This is a genomic window from Bacillus bruguierae (assembly GCF_037104725.1).
Lineage (GTDB): Bacteria > Bacillota > Bacilli > Bacillales > Bacillaceae_G > Bacillus_A > Bacillus_A bruguierae.
In genome coordinates this window covers 144864-160807 of the sequence record NZ_JBAWSX010000007.1, presented here as the reverse complement: position 1 = coordinate 160807, position 15944 = coordinate 144864, and the positions used below count along the sequence as shown (strand labels likewise).

Here is a 15944-nt window from a genome sequence, read left to right as displayed (position 1 = left end):
TTTTTGATTAGGAAATTTATTACTTTTTTATCAGGATCAGTACAGTTTGGTATTAATAATAGTAGTATAATAGTGAATGAGGTGTTAATAGTATGGAAGATATAACCTTAGGATTACTACTAGATGTTGTTGGTGAATTATTTTCAGATGAAATTTCAATTGCCGTTTCGAATACGAAAGAATATATCTACTATCGGCCAAGTAAACGAATTGACTTAAAAATTAGCGTCGGGGATCCTATAAAGGAAGGGACGATTGCCCATAAAGCAATGGTGACGAAGCAAAAGGTTTCTGAGTTTATTGACCGGGATGTTTTTGGTATTCCTTATCATGGAATGGCCGTACCATTTTTTAATAATGGAAATCTTGAAGGCTGCGTGACGGCAATTTATCCAGCTTTAACGGATGGAAAGTCGGTTGTTACCGTAAAAACAACGGACGGCTGGGTTCCGATTCCTTTTTCGAAGGTCATTTATTTAGAGGCTAAAGATAAAAAGACGTATGTGAATTCAGAAGAGTTATCAGGAACACATAAATACTCGCTGCAAGAATTCGAATATTTACTTCCAAGGGATTCATTTATTAGATGCCACCGTTCATTTATTGTAAATGTTAATCATATTAAAGCGATTTATCCGGATACCCATTCTACCTTTTTACTTTCGATGGATAATGGTGAGAGGGTCCCAGTTAGTCAATCATATGCCAGTTATTTTCGGAAGCTTCTAGGATTCTAGATTTTCTGTTTTAGAACCTAGATTCTCTCTTTTATCTGGATTTTTCGTATCGTATACCAAAATCCCTATTTTCATAGTGTTAAAGTGTAAAATAATTATGAATATTCATTAAGAGAGGGATTACTTATGGAGAATAATTTGGAGAGAATCAGGGACCATCGTCTAAAGGACCGAGTAGTTACACCTGAAGAAGCAGCTTCCTGGATTCAAAGTGGAATGACGTTAGGTTTAAGTGGATTTACACGTGCAGGTGATGTGAAGGCAGTTCCATTTGCGCTGGTGAACCGCGTTAAAGATGATAAATCTTTTAAAGTAAATGTCTATACTGGAGCTTCCTTAGGTTCGGATGTGGATAAATTATTTGCTGAAGCAGGAATTTTAGGTAAAAGATTGCCTTTCCAAGCCGATGCGACTATGCGAAAAGGAATTAATAATGGAGACTTTTTATTTGTGGATCAGCACTTATCTCATACAGCAGAGCTGCTCCGTGCTGGCGTTATGGATATAGATGTTGCTATTTTGGAAGCGGTTTCAATAACTGAGGACGGAATGATTATTCCAACCACTTCAATTGGAAATTCCTTAGCGTTTGCCTTAAATGCTAAGTCCATTATTATTGAAATGAATATGGCTCAATCGACACAACTAGAGGGGTTGCATGATTTATATGAACCTGGGAAACAAGGGGAAAGATCTCCGATTCCGCTCGTGAAATCGGATGATCGAATTGGAACGATCGGTATTCCGGTTGATGTTGAAAAAGTGAAGGGTATTGTGTTTACGAACCAACTTGATTCGCCATCGACGATTGTTCCTCCAGATGAAGAAACTGTCATCATGGCACAGCATTTAATAGAGTTCCTTCGAAATGAAGTAAAAGTAGGGCGATTAACAAATAGTTTAGCGCCATTACAATCGGGAATTGGTTCAGTGGCCAATGCAGTGCTGCATGGAATGTTAGATTCGGAGTTTGAAGATTTAGAAGTGTATTCCGAAGTATTACAGGATGCGGTGTTTGATCTTATGGATGCTGGGAAAGTACATTTTGCTTCCTGCTGCTCCATCACGCTTTCTGAAGAGAAAATGCAACAAGTATTTTCCGACTTTGAAAAGTATCGCGACAAATTAATGATGCGTCCGCAAGAGATTTCCAATCATCCTGAAATCATTCGCCGCCTCGGATTAATCTCGATTAATACTGCTTTAGAGTTAGATATATACGGAAATGTCAACTCTACTCACGTGTTAGGTACAAAAATGATGAACGGTATTGGTGGTTCTGGTGATTTTGCAAGAAATGCACGCTTAGCTATCTTTGTTACGAAATCCATTGCGAAAGGTGGTAACATTTCAAGTATCGTACCTTTCGTCTCTCATGTAGACCATACGGAACACGATGTCGATGTTATCGTCACTGAACAGGGATATGCTGATTTAAGAGGACTGGCGCCAAGGGAAAGAGTGGAACTGATTATTGAAAATTGCGCACATCCAATGTATCGTGACCAGTTACGAGCTTATTACGAAGAAGCACAAACAAGGGGTGGACAAACTCCTCATGTGTTAGAAAAAGCTTTTTCTTGGCATACGAATTATGCTAAAAATGGCACAATGCTTGAAAAGGTACTAGAAACTGTATAAGCAAGTAATAATAAACCACAAACAGGGGATTGCATTTAATATTAAAGAATTGAAGTTAAGGTTTGAATAAACAATATCTCCTCTATTTATAAAAAAGGACAAGCTTACTTAAATGAGCTTGTCCTTTTTTATCATATGTGGCGAGAAGACCTCCATCTCAAGCGAAATGGTAGGTGGGGGCAGTTCAATTACTTTTCACTACTATATTAATGTCGATTCCTTAAACCATATGTTGAGTCAAGGGTTATACAAACGTTTGGTAAAATAAGGTATAATTAATGTCGTTAATACATTTAATTGGGAGTGATTTTTATATTTAGGCAAAATGTAAAAAGGATACTTATGTCGTTATTAACAAATCCAGTATTAATAATTGGATACGGGATTTTTTGTTATGAGTTAGCTTTATACTGTAAGTATGGAAGAATGAATTATAATATTTATATTTTATTATTATGTATAGTGTTTTTTATATCTATAATTACATTTACTACAATGAGAGTGATAAAAGATAGAGAATATGAATCTAAAAAATTAACTAATTCAACTGCATGGAAATACATTTCTATTATTATCATTGTTGTAATTACATCATTTTATGGAGTAAAGATTTATAAAAGTGCAATAAATCTTGATGGCAAACTTGCATGGTTTATAGAAAGATTAAAACATGAAAGGTCAGTTGAACTTAAACATAATAATATATATGAATCTGGAGTAGAAGGTATTTTTGAAGATATAAATAAGAAATATCCTTTGCCAAAGAAATTATATATGGCAACTGATTTTGATCTTACATTTCATTCAGATGGAACAATCACAGCGTTTGATACATTTGTTTATGGGAAAAATGCTGACGGGAAAGTGGAAACTTATTTAATATCTTATAATAATAAGAAATCAGAAGATATTACTATAATACGAGATGGATATGCAAATCCTGATTATGATGATGATAAATTAGTAGAACCTCTAATTAAAACGGTTAAGGCTATTCCAGTTAAGCAAACGGTTAGTAAGTGGAATGAAAGTAAGTATGGATTGATTTATTATGGGAAAAGGAATTGGGGATACAATACAGATGGAATTATTAATATTACTGAGGATGGTAAGGAGCATAATCTTAAAGAAGCAGCTTCTGAAATCATTGGATATACTGTATCTATATTTGTTCCTGGAAAAGAGAAAGAGCTAGTACCTGCTAGATATAACTTAATATGTGACGCAAGTTGGAGTAAATCAAAGACTCCTCCAAATAAAGATAAGTTTAAAGAGAAGAAACAAGATTTAACGAATGAAAAGGAACAGTTTTTCCTATCAAAAGAAGTTGGTTATAAACTAAATATGACAGAAAAAGCATTAGGGAGTGCTTTTTATTCGCTAAGCAAGACTAGTGATGAAGGGAAAACATGGGAGGATATCAATCCAGATCCATTTAATAGAGGGATTGGTAGTGTATCAGGAATAACTTTTATAAATGATAAACTTGGATTTTTAGGAGCAGTTAGACCTTCTGGTAATGAGGGAGAGTTATATCGTACAGATGATGGGGGCTTATCTTTCAAAAAGGTAGATTATCCGCCTCACGAAGTGAAATTAGATCATACACAGTCTATAATAAGTCCTTTTGATTCTCCAGGTATGCCATATGAGAAAGATGGAGTTTTCAATATGTTAGTTGGACAAGGAGCAGATGGAGACTACAATGGCGATAGTAGTGCACTTTATCAATCAAAGGATAAAGGAGAGACATGGGAATTTGTAGAGGAAGTTAAAAAGAAATAACGAGAATTTGCAATAACCCCATTACGAGTTATTATTCGTAATGGGGTTATTCCTTTCTAAAAAAGAAAGCCACTACACTACCAATTAGGTAGCACAGCGACTTTCTTTTTTGTTGTTTATGAACGGTACGTACTACTTATGTTCGGTTATTAATTACGGATTAGGTAATCGAATGCACCTAAGGCTGCGTTCGCACCTGATCCCATAGAAATAATGATTTGCTTATATGGACTATTTGTACAGTCACCTGCAGCAAATACGCCATCGACGTTTGTAGCGCCGTGTTTGTCTGTTACGATTTCACCACGAACACGTTCAACTGTTTCGCCTAACCAATCTGTGTTTGGTACAAGACCGATTTGAACGAATACACCTTGCAATTCAATGTGATGAACTTCTTCTGTTTCACGATCGATGTAAGAAATACCGTCTACTTTGTCAGTACCAGTAATTTCTTTTGTTTGAACATTCTTTAGAACAGTTACGTTAGGTAGACTGTAAAGACGCTCTTGTAATACAGCATCAGCTTTTAGTTCTGGCATGAATTCAAGAACAGTTACGTGTTTTACGATACCTGCTAAATCAATTGCTGCCTCAATACCAGAGTTACCGCCGCCGATAACTGCTACGTGTTTGCCAGTAAACAATGGACCGTCACAGTGAGGGCAGTATGCTACACCTTTATTTTTGAACTCAGCTTCACCTGGTACGCCAACATTGCGCCAACGAGCACCTGTTGAAATGATTACGCTCTTACTTTTTAGAACAGCGCCGTTTTCAAGTTCGACTTCAATAAGTTCTTTCTTTTCTAAACGTTTAGCACGTTGTAAATTCATTACATCAATGTTGTACTCTTTTACGTGTTCTTCAAGACTTGCTACGAGCTTAGGCCCTTCAGTGTGTTTTACGCTGATGAAGTTCTCGATACCCATAGTATCCATTACTTGACCACCGAAGCGCTCAGCAACGATACCTGTGCGAATGCCTTTACGTGCTGCGTAAATTGCTGCACTTGCACCAGCTGGGCCGCCGCCAACAACAAGAACATCGTATGGATCTTTATCAGAAAGCTCTGATGCATCAGAACCATTCCCCATCTTAGCAAGAATTTCTTCAAGTGTCATACGACCACTGCTTAAGAATTCCCCATTTAAGTAAACAGATGGTACTGCCATGATGTCTTTGCTTTCTACTTCTTCTTTGAATGCAGCGCCGTCAATCATAGTATGTGTAATACCAGGATTAAGAACACTCATCAAGTTCAGTGCCTGCACAACATCTGGGCAGTTATGACAGCTTAGGCTGATGTAAGATTCAAAATGATATTCGCCTTGAATATTTTTTACTTGATCAATTACTTTTTGTTCAACCTTTGGAGCTCTGCCACTAACTTGTAGTAAAGCTAACACTAATGAGGTAAACTCATGTCCTAGAGGGATACCAGCAAACGTTACTCCAGTGTCTTCGCCGATACGATTCACACTGAAGCTTGGTGTTCTCTCCAATTGTGTTTTCTCTACCTTAATTTTGGATGACATTGTAGCTAATTCATCTACTAGAGCTAGCATGTCTTTCGATACGTCATCGGATCCTGCGCTAACTTTAAGTAGTACATCGTTTTCCATCAGTTGAAGATACTGGGCTAATTGTGCTTTTATATCTGCATCTAGTATCATTTTGATTACGCTCCTTAAATTTTTCCTACAAGGTCAAGGCTTGGTTTAAGTGTTGCAGCACCTTCTTGCCATTTAGCTGGGCAAACTTCACCTGGATTGTTGCGAACATATTGTGCTGCTTTAATTTTGTTAACAAGGATGCTTGCATCGCGGCCGATACCGTCTGCATTAATTTCAACAGATTGGATAACGCCATCTGGGTCGATGATGAATGTAGCACGAGCAGCAAGACCTTCTTCTGCAACTAATACGTCGAAGTTGCTAGTGATTGTGCGAGTAGGGTCACCAATCATAATGTATTCGATTTTGCCGATAGTTTCTGAGCTATCATGCCATGCTTTATGTGTAAAGTGAGTGTCTGTAGATACAGAGTATACTTCAACGCCTAATTCTTTTAAAGCTCCGTATTGGTTTTGTAAATCTTCAAGTTCAGTTGGGCATACAAATGTGAAGTCTGCTGGGTAGAAGCAAACTACGCTCCATTTTCCTTTGAAACTTTCGTCAGTAACTTGGATAAACTCTCCATTATGATAAGCATTAGCTTTAAAAGGTTTTACTTCTGTTCCGATTAATAACATATTAAAATTCCTCCTAAATGTGAGTTATGGGCAGTAAAAATGATCTTGCTCATAAAGTAAATTTTTTAATTAACTATAATAATTCTAATTCGATACTAATTATCATATAAAACTGTTTATTTTGTCAAGGGAAATGTTTGACGCATATTCCTAACAAGCTATAATAAAAACTATATATAAGTTAAAAAACGGCGTAAAAACCTCTTTCTTTTTAGGGGGACGAGAGCATCTGGCCGTGCGTAGAAGCGGTCAGGGCCTTTTCCTGCCACATGCGAAATTTCAAACAAAAGGAGAAAGCAAGTAGCGGTTTTGTTGTATTCTACATAGCAGCGACTTATATGTAAAATGGAATAGTATAGATGCTTGTTTTAAAAAATTGTGATACATAGGTTGAAATAATATCAATCTATCATTTTTACGGCTTTTAGAAAACGCTTACAATTAGAGCGGAGGGAGAAACCATGTCTAAGTTCACGAAGTATTTTTTAATGGAAGCTAGTGATGTTATACCGTATGTGATGGAAAAATTGTCGATGTTCGAGGATACACAGCGTTTGCAGTGTAAGGAAATTGGAGATGGTAATTTAAATTATGTGTTTCGTGTTTGGGATGAAGAGAAGGGCACTTCTGTTATTGTAAAGCAAGCAGGAGATACGGCGCGTATTTCGGATGAGTTTAAGTTATCTACAAATCGTATTCGGATTGAGTCAGATGTGTTGCAGTTAGAGGGGAAGCTAGCACCAAGACTTGTACCGAATGTGTATTTGTATGATGATGTAATGAATTGCTGTGTGATGGAAGATTTGTCAGATCATACGATTCTTCGGACTGCGCTTATAAATCATCAAATTTTTCCACAACTTGCAGATGATTTAACAACCTTTATGGTGAACACACTACTATTAACATCGGATGTGGTCATGAATCATAAAGAAAAGAAAGAGCTTGTAAAAAATTATATCAATCCAGAGCTGTGTGAGATTACAGAGGACCTCGTGTATTCTGAGCCATTTACAGATCATAACAAACGAAATGAGCTGTTTTCTTTAAATGAAGGCTGGATTCGAGAGCATATATATGGCGATCATGTACTTCGTATGGAAGTAGCGAAGTTAAAGTTTTCGTTTATGACAAATGCACAAGCATTGTTACATGGAGATTTACATACTGGATCTGTGTTTGTAAGAAAAGATTCTACAAAGGTAATTGATCCAGAATTTGCGTTTTATGGACCGATGGGATATGACATTGGGAACGTTGTGGCAAACTTAATATTTGCATGGATAAATGCAGATGCAACAATGGTTTCTGGAGTAGAGAAAGATGTGTATATGAACTGGTTGGAGAATGCAATTAGAGATGTAATTGATCTATTTTCCGTGAAGTTCTTAGAAACATGGGATGTTCATGTTACAGATATTATGGCGAAAGAATCAGGATTTAATCGTTGGTATTTACAGTCTGTATTAAAAGATACAGCGTCTGTTACTGGTCTTGAATTAATTCGCCGTATTGTCGGATTAGCAAAGGTGAAAGATATTATATCTATTACAGATGAAGAAGCTCGCGCTAGAGCAGAACGTATTTGTTTGCAAGCGGCAAAGTCGTTTATTTTACAAGCAAATGCGCATAAAACAGGAAATGATTTTTTACAAACGTTAAAAACAGAAGCGCTGTTACTTAGTACGAAATAAGGAGAGAAGCTCATGTCTGAACAATTAATACCGATTCAATGGAATGAGAACGCTTTAGTTTTATTAGATCAGACTTTATTACCAAATGAAGTTGTCTATGAGTCTTTTAAGACGGCAGAAAGTGTATGGGATGCGATTCAAGTAATGAAGGTGCGCGGTGCACCAGCAATTGGAGTCTCAGCAGCTTATGGCGTGTATTTAGGGGTAAAAGACGTGCAAGAAGATTTGATGGAATTGTTTATAAATAAAGTGCAAAAAGTATGTGCGTATTTGGCGACTTCAAGACCGACAGCTGTGAATTTATTTTGGGCGCTTGAGAGAATGGAGAATACTACAAAGGAAAATGCTCATTTGTCTATTAGTGATTTAAAACAGAGATTGTTAGAAGAAGCAAAAATGATTCATAGAGAAGATGAGGAGATTAATCGTCAAATTGGTGAGCATGCACTTACGTTATTTCAAGATGGCATGGGTGTGTTGACGCATTGTAATGCAGGTGCTTTGGCGACAACAAAATATGGAACAGCAACAGCACCAATGTATTTGGCAAAAGAAAAAGGCTGGAATTTAAAAATTTATTCGGATGAGACGCGCCCGAGATTACAAGGATCTACGTTAACGGCATTAGAATTGCAGCGAGCGGGTATTGATGTAACAGTTATCACAGATAACATGGCAGCGATGGTCATGTCACAAGGGAAAATTGATGCAGTCATTGTCGGCTGTGACCGCGTGGCAGCAAACGGTGATGTAGCTAATAAAATTGGAACGTTAGGTGTGTCTATTTTAGCAAGGTACTATAACATTCCATTTTATGTAGCAGCACCGACGCCAACAATTGATTTAAAAACGCCAACGGGAAAAGAGATTCCAATTGAAGAACGTGATGCGTCTGAAGTTATTAATCGTTTTGGGCAATATTCAGCACCGCAAAATAGCAAGGTGTATAACCCAGCATTCGATGTTACACCACAGGAGAATATTACAGCAATTATTACAGAAAAGGGGATTGTACGCCCACCGTTTGCGGCAAACTTGGAAAAGTTATTTCAGTAATTAGGAAAGATAAAAATGATGGAAAAGCGGTCATTATAGTGAATTAGCAGTAAGAAGCGTTTCGCTGAGGGGGATGTATAGTATATGTTACTACAAAAAGAGAGAGAAGAAATTGTAGAGTATGGAAAGAAATTAATTACAAGTGGTTTAACAAAGGGGACAGGCGGTAACATTAGTATTTTTAACCGTGAACAAGGCCTTGTAGCAATGAGTCCAAGCGGATTAGATTATTTTGAAACAACACCTGAAGATGTGATCGTACTAAATTTAGATGGTGATATTATTGATGGAACAAGAAAACCATCTAGTGAACTGGATATGCACCTCATTTATTATCAGAAAAGAGGCGATTTAAATGCTCTTGTGCATACACATTCTCCTTATGCAAAAACAATTGCATCATTAGGTTGGGAACTTCCTGCCGTTTCTTATTTAGTAGCCTTTGCGGGACCGAATGTACGCTGTGCTCCGTATGCAACGTTTGGAACGAGAGAATTGGCAGAAGCAGCTTATGAAGGAATGATAGATCGCCGCGCTGTTTTACTTGCGAATCATGGGTTAATTGCAGGTGGACATAATATTAAAATGGCGTTTACAGTTGCCGAAGAGATCGAGTTTTGTGCACAAATTTACTATCAAACGAAATGCATTGGAGAACCAAAACTATTGCCGGAAGAAGAGTTGAATGTATTAGCGAAAAAATTTGAGACTTACGGTCAAAAATGAACAAAGAGGAACTTTCATATGACCAGCTCCTCAATATACAATGTATGTGGTAAAGTTGATATGGACGGAAGTTGAATCGATTAATAAAAGGAGTCATTTCATTTACTCCTTTTATTATTAAGAAAGGACTGAATACATTGTATTTAACGGTAAAAGAAGCAGCTGAATTTTTAAGTATGCCAGAATCGTATATCGAAAGCTTAATTCAACAAAAACGCATACGTGCTGTTCATGACGGGGAGCAGTATTTATTGAATAAAGAGCAATTTAATACACACTTAGAACAAATGGAGAAATATAAAAAGCTAGTAGAAGAAATATTAAATGAACCAATTCCAGAAGATATAGATGTGAAAGATGAGGACTAGGAAGCATTTCCTAGTCCTTATATATGGAATCTCGCCAGCATTTTGGAAAACCCTCACGTTCAAGCAAAGATTCTTTTTAAATATTTTAAATCTACATTCTGAAAGATTAAGGCCTTATCCTAAAACTCTATACTTTTAATGCATGGTCTGAAAAAGAAAGAATTGTTGTCGTGAGCCTGTTAGATATTTACTAAATGGGCTCTTTGTTAGACAGAGATTACACAATAAATTTCTGTGAAGCAAATAGGGGGGAATCAGATATATAAATAAAAAAAGATAAGACTAGGGATTCAGTCTTATCTATGACATAGGGAGAGACAAATGGGACAGAAACCATCACACGCTTATTATAAAATATTATCTTTTAATTTTGAATATTTAAACTGTAAATAATTAGGGTATTCATGTTGAGAAAAAATTAATAGGACTCTTTTTTTACTTTTCTTTTTATATTGTATATTCTACAGATGTGAAATTACCATAATCACGCTTATCAGCAGTCCAAGTATATAGAAACTTAAAAAAGCCCCTTTATAATATCTAAAGGGACTTTGCTCACACAAATGATCTGCACATCAATTCATCTTTGGTATACAGATCATTTGTATGATAATTTTTATAAATAATTGCGGAATAATGAACTTACATAAATGCTTTTAAAAGCTCTTGTACGAATGGAAGTAATCCACCTACAAATTTTAAAACTGCCATTGCAATTGCCATATGATTTCCTCCTCTGGTCTGTACATCAATTCATCTTTGGTATACAGATCATTCTTATAAATGATTGCTGAATATGAACTTACATAAATGCTTTTAAAAGCTCTTGTACGAATGGAAGTAGTCCACCTACAAATTTTAAAACTGCCATTGCGATTGCCATATGATTTCCTCCTCTTTTTTTGTATTACGATGTGGTTCATCTTTATACCCTTATTATAGTAAGCGCTTACATTTTTATCAACACATTTTAATATGCAATATTACATATTAAAATGTGTTTCAAATTCTCTTCCTTTTCTATGTGTTCATAGATTAAGTGATACAGGGAAATCTTGATACGTATACAAAGCCGTGCTATATATAAATGACTAATTTTTTCCTCCTCTTGTACCTAAGCTTTTGTACTATTATGTATACTACTTGATAAGAAAATAGATAAGGGGAGTGAAGGGCGTATGAGATGTTTAAAAATTACAAATCCCCTCTAGGTAATTTTGGTAATTTAACTTTAACAAAAGATTCAGAGTAACTCCAGTTTATAAGGCTTACTCTATTGTGGCGTTTGTATCTTGAATTCAAGAATAGAAAAAGTGTTGACGAGCATAGTGATTGTTTGAGTAAACAATTTGTTACGCAATATATAATTTGTTATTTTTAAATAGAGTATTGTAGGTTATGTATATATCGTTATAATAAAATAGTGGGAAGTTTTTATTTGAAAACATTTCAACCTATAAAGGAGTTTAATGTGGATCCAAGTACGATGCTGTTTCAAGAAGAAGGGAAAAAGCAAGTGATTTTGGTAGAGGCTTAATGGCTGTTTATAAAATTGTTGTTGCCGATAAAGGAGTTTTAACATGGACAAAGCTCATATACTTATACAAGAGGAAGTTAAAGCGTTAAAGCTTTTTTTAAGTTTATTTTATGTAATTTTCTTCTTGAGTGATATTCTGTATTATTATTTTTATCCAAAAGTGGAAATGGGAGATAGCGATATAGGCTTTCCAGAAGGTGGTTTAGGATTCTGGATGTATCCTTTTATGTTTTTATTGTTGTTAATTGCTATCTATTTTATAAAAAAGAAAAATATATATATTGTAAAATATATTATTTTTATAGGATATATTTTTATTGATTTTATTGATAATATAATGATTTATTATGGCACTACAAAACCATTTGACAGTGGTAATGCAGTAGAACCGTTTTTATTTTTATTTTCTCCTATTTTTGTAAATAAACGCTATTTTCGGATCGTGTCACTTGGGATTGTTGGAAAGTATGCCGTTTTAGGAATCATGTTACATGCACCAATTGTAATTGGACCTATTGTGCTATGTGTAAGTTTTGCAACTATCGCGTTTATTCTGTTAACACGTTTTCAATCGTACGTATGTACAATTGAAAACATGTTTGAAGAAGCACAACAAGCTGAAAAATTGGCAGTCATCGGAAAAATGGCGACTACGATCGCACATGAAATACGCAATCCATTAACATCATTAAAAGGCTTTACGCAGATGCAGAGAGAAAAGCACCCTGAAGATGTAGAATACTATAACATCATGGTGCAGGAAATTGAACGTATGAATGCGATTGTTAGTGAATTAATGGTTCTTGGAAAACCGAAAAAGAGACACTATACATTACATAATATAAAAGATATTTTATATTATGTGATTTCGATTGTAGAACAGACAGCCGCTCAATATGGTATTACAATTTCAACAATGTTTGTTAAAGAATTACCTTCTATAAAATGTGATGAAAAACAGATGAAACAAGTATTTCTTAATATTATTAAAAATGCGATAGAATCTATGCCCGGCGGCGGTAATATTATTGTGGAAGCGAATAGAGTTCATGGTGATGAGGTTGTAGTGAGTGTAATTGATGAAGGGTGCGGGATGGAGCAAGAGAAAATAGATAAAATAGGTGAAGCTTTTTATACGACAAAGGAAAATGGAACAGGTTTAGGTTTAATGGTTACATATAAAATTCTTGAAGAACATCAAGGTGAAATGGAATTTCAAAGCAGACTTGGTATCGGGACAAAGGTAAATATCAAGTTGCCAGTAGGAGAAGTGAATTAAATATACGTGAAAAAACTCTTCTTTCATATTCTAAAAAGAAGAGTTTTTTCGTAATTCTGAATGAAAATATTTGAAACACAAAGCTGTTTATTTTATCCGGCTATTTTTGTGCAATAAGACCACTATCTCAAGATTGGGAGAGAGGTGGAGGAAAAACTTACTGGTGGAAGTTTCACATTATACAAAGCCATTTTAAATTTTCAACATTCGCTGCTTTGCAGAATACAACATGCCCCGCACTCGTTCTATACGTTTAACCCTTGCACGTGGCAGGAAAAGGGGTTTATGTCGTTTTTTAATTTGTATTTATATACTTTATAGGTATTCACCTATTTTTTCCTGCTTGCATATTGTAGCTTATGTAGTGAAACTGCTTACAAGGGAGTGAAAGGCAGTGGAAGGAAACATAAAAAATTATTATGCTGGCGGTAATACAGCAAGGGGATTTTACAGTTTATATGAAGAGAACGTAACGGGGTTAGACCGATTATTTATTCTAAAAGGTGGTCCTGGAACAGGAAAATCTTCACTTATGAAGGCGATTGGTCGTGATTGGGTAAAGAAAGGATACGATATTGAGTTTTTACATTGTTCATCTGACAATCATTCAATTGATGGTGTGATTATTCCGGCGTTAAAAGTAGGGATTGTTGATGGAACGGCACCGCATGTGATTGAGCCGAAAGTACCAGGTGTTGTAGAAGAGTATGTAAACTTAGGTATAGCTTGGGATTCTGCTGAGCTTAGGACGCATAAAAGTGAGATTGTACATTATACATCAGAAGCGGCTAATTCGTTTCAGTCAGCTTATGCGTGTTTTAAGACGGCGCTAGAGATTCATGATGAATGGGAGAAGTTTTATATTGACCACATTGATTTTGAAAAAGCAAATGAATTAACAAAGCAGCTTATACAGCAGTTTTTCACTGATAAAACGTGTATGAAAAAAGCGAATGTGAAGCATCGTTTTTTAGGAGCGGCAACGCCAAAAGGAGCAGTTGATTTTGTTCCTAATTTAACAGAAGATGTACCGAAGCGTTATTTTATAAAAGGGCGACCTGGTTCTGGAAAATCGACGATGTTAAAGAAATTAGCAGCGGCAGCTGAAGAGAAAGGATTCGATGTTGAGATCTATCATTGCGGCTTTGATCCAAATAGTCTTGATATGGTCATTGTAAGAGAACTTGGCTTTGCCATTTTTGATAGTACAGCGCCGCATGAATATTTTCCAACTCGTGAGAGTGATGAAATCATTGATATGTATGAACTTATTATTGAACCGGGAACAGATGAAAAATATGCAGTAGAAATTCAAGATGTATCAAGACGCTATAGAGAGAAAATGAATGAAGCGATGTCCTATTTAGCAAAGGCAAAATCTGTGCGTGATAAACTAGAGAAAATTTATATTGCGGCGATGGATTTTGAAAAAGTGGATGCGTACAAAGATGAGATTCAATCTGAGTTTGAGCGGATTGCAGAATTTGTTGCCCAGCAGCAACAGTGAAGAAAAGGAGCTGACTCGAAAAAGGATTAATGTCAGCTCCTCTTTCAAATCGGACGTGTTTGTCTGTATAAATCAAGATTTGGACTTGATCCATTTATAATAACATCACGAATAATTCTAGAGAACACCATGCTGTATACTAAGCCATTATCACCATAAGGATAGATAAAATAGCAGTTAGGCATTTCTTCATATATACCAATCATCGGTAGTCCATCATGCGTGCCGCCATAAAGGGCACCGAAATAAAATTCAGGTTTCACATCGATATTGGGAAACAACTTTTGAAATTCTTTTAATAGTTTATCCCGTTTATGAATTAGTTTCGCATCTCGTTCTTCTGCGATATCCGTATCTTCATCAAGCCCGCCGATAATAACGCGGTTGTCAGCAGTAGTTCTTATATAAATATATGGGCGAGCAGTTTCCCAAATAAGTGTCCGTTTGTACCAGGAAGAAAAATCAGATACAGGGGTTGTGACAATGGCATAAGAACTGCTAAGTGTTGCATTTTTGTCTTTTTTGAACTCTAATCCTTCATAGCCAGCAGCAATTATCACTTTTTTGGTAGTAATAGAATGACCATTTTTTGTGAAAAAAGTAGCTTTCTCTTTTTCTAATTTCTGCCCTGTTATTTCGGTATCTTCATATATTTTTACTCCTTTATTTGAGGCTTGCTTTAATAGGCCGTGCGTAAATTTATATGGGTTAATTTCACCGTCGTTGTATGTATAAAGAGCGGCGCGTTTTTGAAAGGGATACTTTTGACCAATTTGTTTTTCTGTTAGCCAAACTGCTTTGAATCCATGCTTTTGTAAGTAATAAAGTTCTTTTTCTAGTTTCTCAATATCATCTTCACAGCTGGCATAGTACAAGCTATCACGGCGAATAAAATCAGATGAAATGGGTAAATTTTGAGAAGCAGCTTCAATGTCACAAATAGCTTGTTCGCATAATTTAAAATGACGAACGGCATGTTCTTCGCCAAACGTATTCACAAGTTCAAAAAACATTTTATCACCTAAATATTGAATAAGTCCCGTGTTTGGTAAATTGCTTCCATGTCCTACTTTTCTTTTATCAACAACAACGACACGTAAGTCTGTTTCACTTAAGAAATGTGAAAATTGTGCCCCAGAACTTCCTGCACCTATAATTAACACATCACATGTTATATCTTCTTGCAAAGATGAATACGTGGGTGGACTTGGGAGAGTTGTCGTCCAAAACATTTTACCTGTGTGTAAATCCATTCCTATGCACCTGCCTAAATGAAAATCATACTTCTAAAGTTACCGATTTAATGGAGTTGTATACGTTTTCGAATAAAAAGAAGGAATGTTATTATATTTGTCGAATT

Annotated in this window: 12 protein-coding genes; 9 read left to right on the top strand and 3 right to left on the bottom strand. The window is 35.8% G+C overall.

The window, feature by feature from the left end; all coding sequences use genetic code 11:
- The first annotated feature begins 92 nt into the window (after positions 1-92).
- The 3 genes from WAZ07_RS13790 to WAZ07_RS13780 all read left to right on the top strand — a co-directional run bounded on the left by WAZ07_RS13790 (position 93) and on the right by WAZ07_RS13780 (position 4163).
- Complete coding sequence (locus WAZ07_RS13790; protein ID WP_336472911.1) at positions 93-737, top strand: LytTR family DNA-binding domain-containing protein; 645 nt, start codon at positions 93-95, stop codon at positions 735-737.
- A gap of 126 nt (positions 738-863) precedes the next feature.
- Complete coding sequence (locus WAZ07_RS13785; protein WP_336472910.1) at positions 864-2378, top strand: acetyl-CoA hydrolase/transferase family protein; 1515 nt, start codon at positions 864-866, stop codon at positions 2376-2378.
- A 303-nt stretch (positions 2379-2681) separates the two neighbouring features.
- On the top strand, positions 2682-4163 hold the full coding sequence (locus WAZ07_RS13780; RefSeq protein ID WP_336472909.1) for a WD40/YVTN/BNR-like repeat-containing protein: 1482 nt from the start codon (positions 2682-2684) through the stop codon (positions 4161-4163).
- Positions 4164-4312: 149 nt separating this feature from the next.
- On the opposite strand, the gene ahpF is transcribed toward WAZ07_RS13780, so the two are convergent.
- Together ahpF and ahpC are read right to left on the bottom strand one after the other, a co-directional pair.
- Positions 4313-5839: an alkyl hydroperoxide reductase subunit F gene (gene ahpF, locus WAZ07_RS13775; protein ID WP_336472908.1), complete on the bottom strand. Its 1527-nt coding sequence runs from the start codon at positions 5837-5839 to the stop codon at positions 4313-4315.
- 14 nt (positions 5840-5853) lie between these two features.
- Positions 5854-6417, bottom strand: a complete 564-nt coding sequence (gene ahpC / locus WAZ07_RS13770) for an alkyl hydroperoxide reductase subunit C (RefSeq protein ID WP_336472907.1) — start codon at positions 6415-6417, stop codon at positions 5854-5856.
- 461 nt (positions 6418-6878) lie between these two features.
- Here ahpC and mtnK point away from each other — a divergent pair, with 461 nt between their 5' ends.
- The 6 genes from mtnK (at position 6879) to WAZ07_RS13740 (ending at position 14584) form a co-directional block, all read left to right on the top strand.
- Positions 6879-8111, top strand: coding sequence for an S-methyl-5-thioribose kinase (mtnK, locus tag WAZ07_RS13765; protein WP_336472906.1), 1233 nt, complete (start codon positions 6879-6881; stop codon positions 8109-8111).
- Positions 8112-8123: 12 nt separating this feature from the next.
- Complete coding sequence (mtnA, locus tag WAZ07_RS13760; RefSeq protein ID WP_336472905.1) at positions 8124-9167, top strand: S-methyl-5-thioribose-1-phosphate isomerase; 1044 nt, start codon at positions 8124-8126, stop codon at positions 9165-9167.
- Between the two features lie 84 nt (positions 9168-9251).
- Positions 9252-9893, top strand: coding sequence for an L-fuculose-phosphate aldolase (locus tag WAZ07_RS13755; RefSeq protein ID WP_090919766.1), 642 nt, complete (start codon positions 9252-9254; stop codon positions 9891-9893).
- A 137-nt stretch (positions 9894-10030) separates the two neighbouring features.
- Positions 10031-10261 (top strand): excisionase family DNA-binding protein, encoded by a 231-nt coding sequence (locus tag WAZ07_RS13750; RefSeq protein WP_139207770.1) that lies wholly within the window; start codon positions 10031-10033, stop codon positions 10259-10261.
- Between the two features lie 1580 nt (positions 10262-11841).
- Positions 11842-13077 carry an ATP-binding protein gene (locus WAZ07_RS13745; protein WP_336472904.1) on the top strand — a complete coding sequence of 412 codons (1236 nt, stop codon included), beginning with the start codon at positions 11842-11844 and terminating at the stop codon, positions 13075-13077.
- 394 nt (positions 13078-13471) lie between these two features.
- Positions 13472-14584 (top strand): PRK06851 family protein, encoded by a 1113-nt coding sequence (locus tag WAZ07_RS13740; protein ID WP_336472903.1) that lies wholly within the window; start codon positions 13472-13474, stop codon positions 14582-14584.
- Between the two features lie 44 nt (positions 14585-14628).
- Here WAZ07_RS13740 and WAZ07_RS13735 read toward each other — a convergent pair whose 3' ends face one another.
- Positions 14629-15837, bottom strand: coding sequence for an NAD(P)/FAD-dependent oxidoreductase (locus tag WAZ07_RS13735; protein ID WP_336472902.1), 1209 nt, complete (start codon positions 15835-15837; stop codon positions 14629-14631).
- Positions 15838-15944: the final 107 nt, after the last annotated feature.